Source organism: Komarekiella delphini-convector SJRDD-AB1, assembly GCF_014831675.1.
Lineage (GTDB): Bacteria > Cyanobacteriota > Cyanobacteriia > Cyanobacteriales > Nostocaceae > Komarekiella.
Genome location: NZ_VJXY01000115.1, coordinates 1 through 6,447, shown reverse-complemented (window position 1 = coordinate 6,447; position 6,447 = coordinate 1). Strand labels below are relative to the sequence as shown.

The 6,447-nt window shown below is 39.9% G+C and carries 6 protein-coding genes and 2 pseudogenes; 4 read left to right on the top strand and 4 right to left on the bottom strand.

The window, feature by feature from the left end:
- Together FNW02_RS36960 and FNW02_RS36955 are read left to right on the top strand one after the other, a co-directional pair.
- Window positions 1-297: pseudogene (locus tag FNW02_RS36960) on the top strand (ISL3 family transposase); the annotation flags it as partial.
- Window positions 298-300: 3 nt separating this feature from the next.
- Window positions 301-666 carry a transposase gene (locus FNW02_RS36955; protein WP_191762442.1) on the top strand — a complete coding sequence of 122 codons (366 nt, stop codon included), beginning with the start codon at window positions 301-303 and terminating at the stop codon, window positions 664-666.
- A gap of 168 nt (window positions 667-834) precedes the next feature.
- On the opposite strand, the gene FNW02_RS39815 is transcribed toward FNW02_RS36955, so the two are convergent.
- The 3 genes and pseudogenes from FNW02_RS39815 to FNW02_RS36940 form a co-directional block, all read right to left on the bottom strand.
- The gene (locus FNW02_RS39815; RefSeq protein ID WP_263627867.1) at window positions 835-1,317 is read right to left on the bottom strand and encodes a hypothetical protein; all 483 of its coding nucleotides are present in this window, start codon (window positions 1,315-1,317) and stop codon (window positions 835-837) included.
- Window positions 1,318-1,468: 151 nt separating this feature from the next.
- Window positions 1,469-2,889 (bottom strand): annotated as a pseudogene (locus tag FNW02_RS36945) (ISKra4 family transposase).
- Window positions 2,886-3,524 carry a plasmid pRiA4b ORF-3 family protein gene (locus tag FNW02_RS36940; protein ID WP_191762441.1) on the bottom strand — a complete coding sequence of 213 codons (639 nt, stop codon included), beginning with the start codon at window positions 3,522-3,524 and terminating at the stop codon, window positions 2,886-2,888. The pseudogene FNW02_RS36945 and the gene FNW02_RS36940 overlap by 4 nt, the downstream one beginning before the upstream one ends.
- Before the next feature lie 432 nt (window positions 3,525-3,956).
- Between FNW02_RS36940 and FNW02_RS36935 the strand changes: the two genes are divergently transcribed.
- Window positions 3,957-4,097 carry a CopG family transcriptional regulator gene (locus FNW02_RS36935; protein WP_191762440.1) on the top strand — a complete coding sequence of 47 codons (141 nt, stop codon included), beginning with the start codon at window positions 3,957-3,959 and terminating at the stop codon, window positions 4,095-4,097.
- 97 nt (window positions 4,098-4,194) lie between these two features.
- Here the strand turns inward: FNW02_RS36935 and FNW02_RS36930 are convergent, their stop codons facing one another.
- The gene (locus FNW02_RS36930; RefSeq protein ID WP_191762439.1) at window positions 4,195-4,347 is read right to left on the bottom strand and encodes a ribbon-helix-helix protein, CopG family; all 153 of its coding nucleotides are present in this window, start codon (window positions 4,345-4,347) and stop codon (window positions 4,195-4,197) included.
- 962 nt (window positions 4,348-5,309) lie between these two features.
- On the opposite strand from FNW02_RS36930, the gene FNW02_RS36925 reads away from it, so the two are divergent.
- Window positions 5,310-5,969: a hypothetical protein gene (locus FNW02_RS36925; RefSeq protein ID WP_191762443.1), complete on the top strand. Its 660-nt coding sequence runs from the start codon at window positions 5,310-5,312 to the stop codon at window positions 5,967-5,969.
- The last annotated feature ends 478 nt before the right edge of the window (window positions 5,970-6,447 follow it).

The window sequence follows — 6,447 nt, the reverse complement described above, 5'->3', positions numbered from 1 at the left end:
CTGAGTAGCCCCACATTTGTTGAACGTCAGGGACGCAGCGACCGTGGTCGAAGCTTGCTGAACCCTTACAAAAATTATCTTCTCAAACGCTGGAACGAGGGTTATATCGATACCAAAGGTCTGTTTGGGGAAATTCAACGGCGTGGTTACTCTGGCAGCTATGATACTGTGGCCCGCTACACCCGTCGGTTGCGCTCCTCACAAGGTTTGAAACTGAGGCAACGGCTGGTAAATAAGCCTAGAGCGATAGTTGCTGAACCGCAGAAGAAGTCTCTTACTCCTAGTCGTGCAACTTAGCTTGTGCTACGGCGACAGGAATTGTGGAAGCAAGGCGATGAACAACTAATTGCACTGCTAACGGCACAACAGCCCGAATTAGCTGAGGTAATTGAATTAGGTCAAGGTTTTGCTCAACTGGTGCGTACTCGACAAAGAGAACAACTTGATCTTTGGCTGACACAGGCGGAGAATAGTATTCTTTCTCCTTTTCGCAACTTTGCTAAAAGTTTGCGTGAAGACTATGATGCTGTCAAGGCTGGTGTAACGCTTTCAGTGAGCAATGGCCCTGTTGAAGGTCACATCAACCGATTGAAAATGTTGAAACGACAAATGTACGGTCGCGCAGGAATAGATTTACTTGAGCGACGGTTCTTGCTGGCTATATAAAGCGCAGGTAAGTGAGAGTATAAAAGTAAACTCTATTTTTGCGTTAGCGTAGCTTACCGTAGGTATCGCTCTTGGTGGGTACTTCGTGCCATCTCTCAATCTGAGTAATAGTTATTATTTCATCTTTTCTTGTTGCGATCGCTCAACTGAGAGCATCCCCAACCTAGATCACCAAAAGTGGACAAGACCCTTAATCCTGGCTGAAGCGTAATTATAGTTGCAAATAATCCTGGTTTGTAAATGTCTTGATTGCAGGTTTGAGCGATTAGTATTGCAGGTCGTTACAGATAATCTCGTTGCAACTGACGGAGAGCGCGAATCTCCAAACCGGAAAGGGGTTGAACCGAAGGTGTACCTTTTTTGACTCGCCTCACGTAAATTGTGCCACCATTCCAATCTATTTGCTCCCATCGCAAAGATGCCACCTCTGCCACTCGCAATCCGTGACGGTAGCAAAGCAAAACTATGGTTGAATCTCGGTGAGCGTGGCGACATGAGTGATTTTTTGATAGCTGACCGCATCAACTCAACTTCTTCTGGTAACAAATATTTCCTAGTCCTGACCTCGGAGTATTTGCGAAAGTTAGGCGATTGACGTTCTGGTTTTTCGGTTTTACCAACTTTCGGTGGTTGGAGGGTTTGTGGTGTCATGACTCAACCCCCTGAAAAACTTGGGGTATATGAGCTAATTTTACCAACTTACGCTCCTTAGTTGGATTTGCACATAGACATAAAAACAGACCAGCATTTTACAGAGAATTGCCACTTAAAAGTAATTTAAATTACTTTTTATACTGAGAATTTAAGCGACATGAGGTATTTCTTGGGAAGGCTTGCTATCTACTCTAAAACCAGGATACCATTGCTGGAATTTGCTCTCTAACTCTTCATTGAGAAGCAAAATTCTGACCTGGAGCAGAAGATGAACACCTTTAGGAGTCCACCTAAGGGTGCTGTTTTTTTGACAAACCGCTTGCTAATGACTTGATTAACCGTCGATTCCACGAATCCAGTAGCAATGGCTTCGCCGTTTCGCCAACGTTCTCCATAATTGGGGATATAAGACCCATTGTTTGAAATATAGCTCTCAAACTCCCGCACCATTTTAAACAGTTTTTTTACCTCTAGCGGGCTATTGCCATCAAAAATCACGATTTCTAGGTCGTCCACAAGGTCTTTTACCAGTTGCAATGCTCTGAACACATTTCCATGCCACAGATACCACTTAATCCGTTCTAGCTCCTTGGGTATGTCTGTATCTAATTCGGTATCTTTTTTGCTAAGTCCTTTTGCTGTTTGAGTCATCACTGTCAGCCGCATAGTGATGTGAAACCAATCCAGTAAATATTCTGCGTTGGGATTGAGATAAAACTGTAGTTCGCGTATCTTCTCATCACCGTCTGACAAGAAAGTTACCTGCTGATTCATCTGCATTCCAAGAGAAGTCAACACCTCGAAGATCCGACGTTGGGGTTTGGTATCGTAGCAATAAACTCCCCCAAACCGCTTAGATGTACCATCTGCTTTTATACTCTTACCCACGATAACTTCAAAATTACCTTTGGAAAGCGATTTTTTGTCGTAGGAACGGACATATCCACCATCCATTCCCAGTACCAAAGGTAAATCAGGTCGGGGCAATTCCTCCCAATCTCTTGGACAGCCTTCAATGTATCCTCCTTTTTCTTCCCCTAACTCGTCTTCTAAGCGTTGACCAGTTGAGTGTAAGTTATTCCGTACCGATGTAGTGTTTATTTCACCTTCTATTGCTAGTACTTCCTGCAATAGTTTCACAGACAGTCCGTAAGACATCAAAGACCCAAACTTGGACTCCAGATACAATAGTTCTCTTAAAGTGCGTTCTGGTAGTAAGTTGGCTACTGAGTTAAAGCTACGGGTTGGTTGTTTCTGGCACGGGCAGTGAAATAGTCGATGGCATTGGAGATGCAACTTGCCAAACAATGTGCGGTATACAATTGTACGTTTGTCTTTATGCAACAGTTTCTTGCTACAGTGCAAACATAACTCCTGTTGTTGAGAATACTCTGCTACTTGTTGCTCGGCTAGGGTGTGTTGGAGGTTTTGTAGTAATGTTTTGGCTTCCGCTAGTTTTAGTCCCAAGTTTTCTGGCTGTAAAGCACCGCGTTCAATCTGCATAATTTCTTGCACAGCTTGGGAATCTCCATTATCTGACTCCACGACTATTTGGATTTTGACTTTCACACTATTTCCTGTTCAAATAACATCTCTTTATCCCCAGCCGCGTATTGCTGTAAACGTTGGTTAACTTTTTGGTGGTCAAAATGGTTAACCATTAACCATTGGCGTAGTTCGTACATCTCTTCAATATTGCCAGGGATATCACCTTCTTCCATAATTTCACTGCACCGAGAAGCTATGTATCTTAATGAGTATTCCTGCTTTTGTGCCATGAACTCCCACGGGCCACCACAGTCTTCTGGAGGGCAAGCGCGTTTACCACTAATGCACACTGGATAAAAGCAATTTGATTCTGGAGTGAGAATTGCTTCGACTCTAATTTGATGTTGCCAGTTATCACCGAAATCATATTCGTATAAAAAACGCTCTCTACCTCGCCAGCCAAAATCTGATAGTTTGACAACTTTAGGATCGTCAGAAAACCACATTCCCCCAATTTGAGCAATCCCGTAATGCTTACCGTAGATTATGAAACGATGTAAGTGGGAATCAGTCCATCCCATTACTATCTGGATGATGTAGTGCAAATCGGCGATCGTGCTGTCGCTCTTGGTTTTTATCCTACGCCAAATCATTGGACTAATGCCCAGGATAAAAATATGAAGCTGGTAGATGACAAGTTGCTCAGAATCTGACATTGCGTCATCTTACCGTATTGCCAGTCCCATCTCCCCCGAAAAAAATCGCTCTCAATATGCTAGAACTACTTTAATGTTTAACATATTTGTATAAAAAACAACTAGTTAATCTGCTAATTAAGTTATACATATTTCTTTAGATATAAATCTGAATAAGACAAGCTAAAAATACTGTTGTTGACAGCATAATGTCAATACAGTTGTTTCTAACTAATAATTCTGACCATACACTTTTAATTTATTACTGTATCTATGCGTCGGTAGACCTGGCACTGAGGTAAATCACTGATTGTTGTGTTTGGAAATAATAACTCCAAAAAAGTAACATATTAAACTTTTAAAAAAGAAGTCTGAATTCAAAGACATCTTTATTTTTTTCTTGTGAGCAGTTTGTAAAGTACAAAAGCAAGTAGTATACCTAGTTAATAGCGTATGAGTAAAAAAAATACCGATAAGCAAATTAGCGTTGACTTAGCATCGGATGAAGCTAAGACACTTGAAAAGTACTGTCAACAGACAGGAAAAGAGGAAAAGGAAGTAATTAAAGAGCTTGTTCGTAAATTGCCCGATTAGCTAGATTTCTTACAAGTAGGCAAACTCTCGTCTAACCACTTATTAGTCAAATCTTCTTGACTAGTAAAGTAGTAAGCTGGGTTTGAGAAATTCTCAATTACTTACTCTTCTCTACCTCAAGAGAGCGGAGCAATTCTCGAATCACGTCGGTAGCTGGTCTTCCTGTCATTTCACAGTATTGTTCCAGTTTCTCTGCCTCGCTTGTTGCAAGATTTATTGTTAGTCGTTTCACAGCCCATTTTTTATTCATGATTCCCTGTTATAATCACGTTATATTGCAGAATCAGGAAGAAAGTTTCTGGATCAGCTATCAAAATCAACACAACTACTTGATCTGCCTAAAAGTCAGATGTTTACTTAATAGATATTAGCAAGCAAACACTAGCATAACAACAAAGATGAAACAACATTTATCGTTTGCGCTTACCTGAGCTTTTCATGCAAGTGCGACTTGATACTTGGCGGATAGGCATTTCAAATAGGTGAGTAACCAGAGGAGACTAAAACACTTTAACTCAATAGGTCTCAAGCTCAAACTCATCAGTGACAATTATTTTAAGGATTTTTATTCTTGTTCTGAAATCCCTTGTATTGTTCCCGTATTTTGCAAGGAGTTGATTTATCCCGTAGAGAAACTTAAATTCAACTTGACACATTTACAAGGAAACAACGATGGAAAATATCTGGCATCTTATACAACAGAGCCAGCAGTGGGCTAGGGTGATGCTAGATAATACTACTGATAGCTTGCATTGTGGTATTTAAAATGAGCCTACTGTTTTGGAGGTTAAATATTTGATTGAGTTTAACCTATGTCTCCAATTAATTAAGGAAAGTCCGCAAACGCGGACTACCCGTAGCTAAAACCGTATCACCTTAGTCAGTGACAATCATGTAAATACAAAATGCATTTACATGACATATTTATTTTTATAAACTTATTTCTTAGATACAAGCTTTTTTGGCAATTTTAATGGGCAGAACTTCTGGAATTATGTCCGGAGAAATAACTACATAAAAAAGCCTGCAAAAGCAGACTATGGTAAATGAAACCCATTAAACTTTGCTATAAAATACTTTGCCAAAAGTATGATGTCTTATTCTGGATTATTACTCTTTAAAAAGCAAGCTTTTCGGCTTAGATAATTAGACATAATTCCTGGAATTATATTTACTAAAGAACTACAACTCAAATTCCAATCAGGAGAAACAATGGATACATTGAAAGATTTCCTTTTCTTAAATGCAAATATTGCCACAGAATTCAATCCCTTTGATGAGAGAGAGTACTTGGTCATTCAAATCTACCCGCGTGATCAAAGCTTGAGAGTTAGCAAACGAAGTTTTGATTACGAATTGGCTAAAAGCTACAAAAGCATTAAAAATCTGGCTCATGACTATACATCTTTCGCCTTAAGAATCTTCCACGACTCCAAGCTGTGGACAGTAGATTTCGAGGGTAATCCTGAAAGTCTTTCTAAGCAGCAGGATTGGAAAATTGCTGAAAAATACTTCCAGCCCTGTTGCACTAATGATGTTGAATGTGAACTAAATGTCTGCCAATGCAGCTATCCTTACTTTTCGACATTGAGGATTAATATTAGCGATACTGGCGAATACAGCAGTTATCTGCGGCTTGAGACTTGTTTAGTTGACGACAATTCAAGACAAATAGACCACTGCCCAAATTGCAATTGTGCGTTAATCGTGGAATTTGATGAGGATGAGGATGAGTTAGATGACGAAGAATCAACACCAGTAGCTTGCATTGGTTACGACAATTATCACGGGCAATACTATGGTGGTAATATGCTAGTCTGCGGCATACACGCGTATGGGTGGAATGGCGAGAACTGCCCGGATTATCAATAATAGTATGTTTGCTCCCACAAGCGTGGACAGTTGGACTATAGCGGTGGTGTAACTTCGTTATCTGCACAAATCTCTTTAACAGCGCCGCTTTTTATAATTAATATCAAGTTGATAAGCATCAAACTTTGATTTGAACCGTAATTAAAAAGCTCATCGTTACTTCATCACAGCTTCTTAGATGTGTTTGGCCTGCTGCTCATACAAAACAATACTCTATTTCTCCAACCGTAAAATTACTGGAAATATTGCCTAATTAATCTAGTAACTGTATTGTTAAGAGGGGCTAATTACCAAGAATTTTGGGCATAAATCACTAATTGGATTTATGTCTAATTATTGTTTGTCAGATCCCAAGTTATTTGTCGCTGTTAGTGCCCTAGTGTGTTGCTCTGTCCTAGAGTCAAGAATTTTACTCTGAATCAGCAAGCATTATATGACAGCCCCTATTCAAGAAAACCAATTACTAGTTCTAATTGTT

Coding starts and splice junctions, on each gene's coding strand:
- FNW02_RS39815 (WP_263627867.1), bottom strand. CDS start 1,317: ATGACACCACAAACCCTCCAACCACCGAAAGTTGGTAAAACCGAAAAA.
- FNW02_RS36925 (WP_191762443.1), top strand. CDS start 5,310: ATGGATACATTGAAAGATTTCCTTTTCTTAAATGCAAATATTGCCACA.
- FNW02_RS36940 (WP_191762441.1), bottom strand. CDS start 3,524: ATGTCAGATTCTGAGCAACTTGTCATCTACCAGCTTCATATTTTTATC.
- FNW02_RS36930 (WP_191762439.1), bottom strand. CDS start 4,347: ATGAATAAAAAATGGGCTGTGAAACGACTAACAATAAATCTTGCAACA.
- FNW02_RS36935 (WP_191762440.1), top strand. CDS start 3,957: ATGAGTAAAAAAAATACCGATAAGCAAATTAGCGTTGACTTAGCATCG.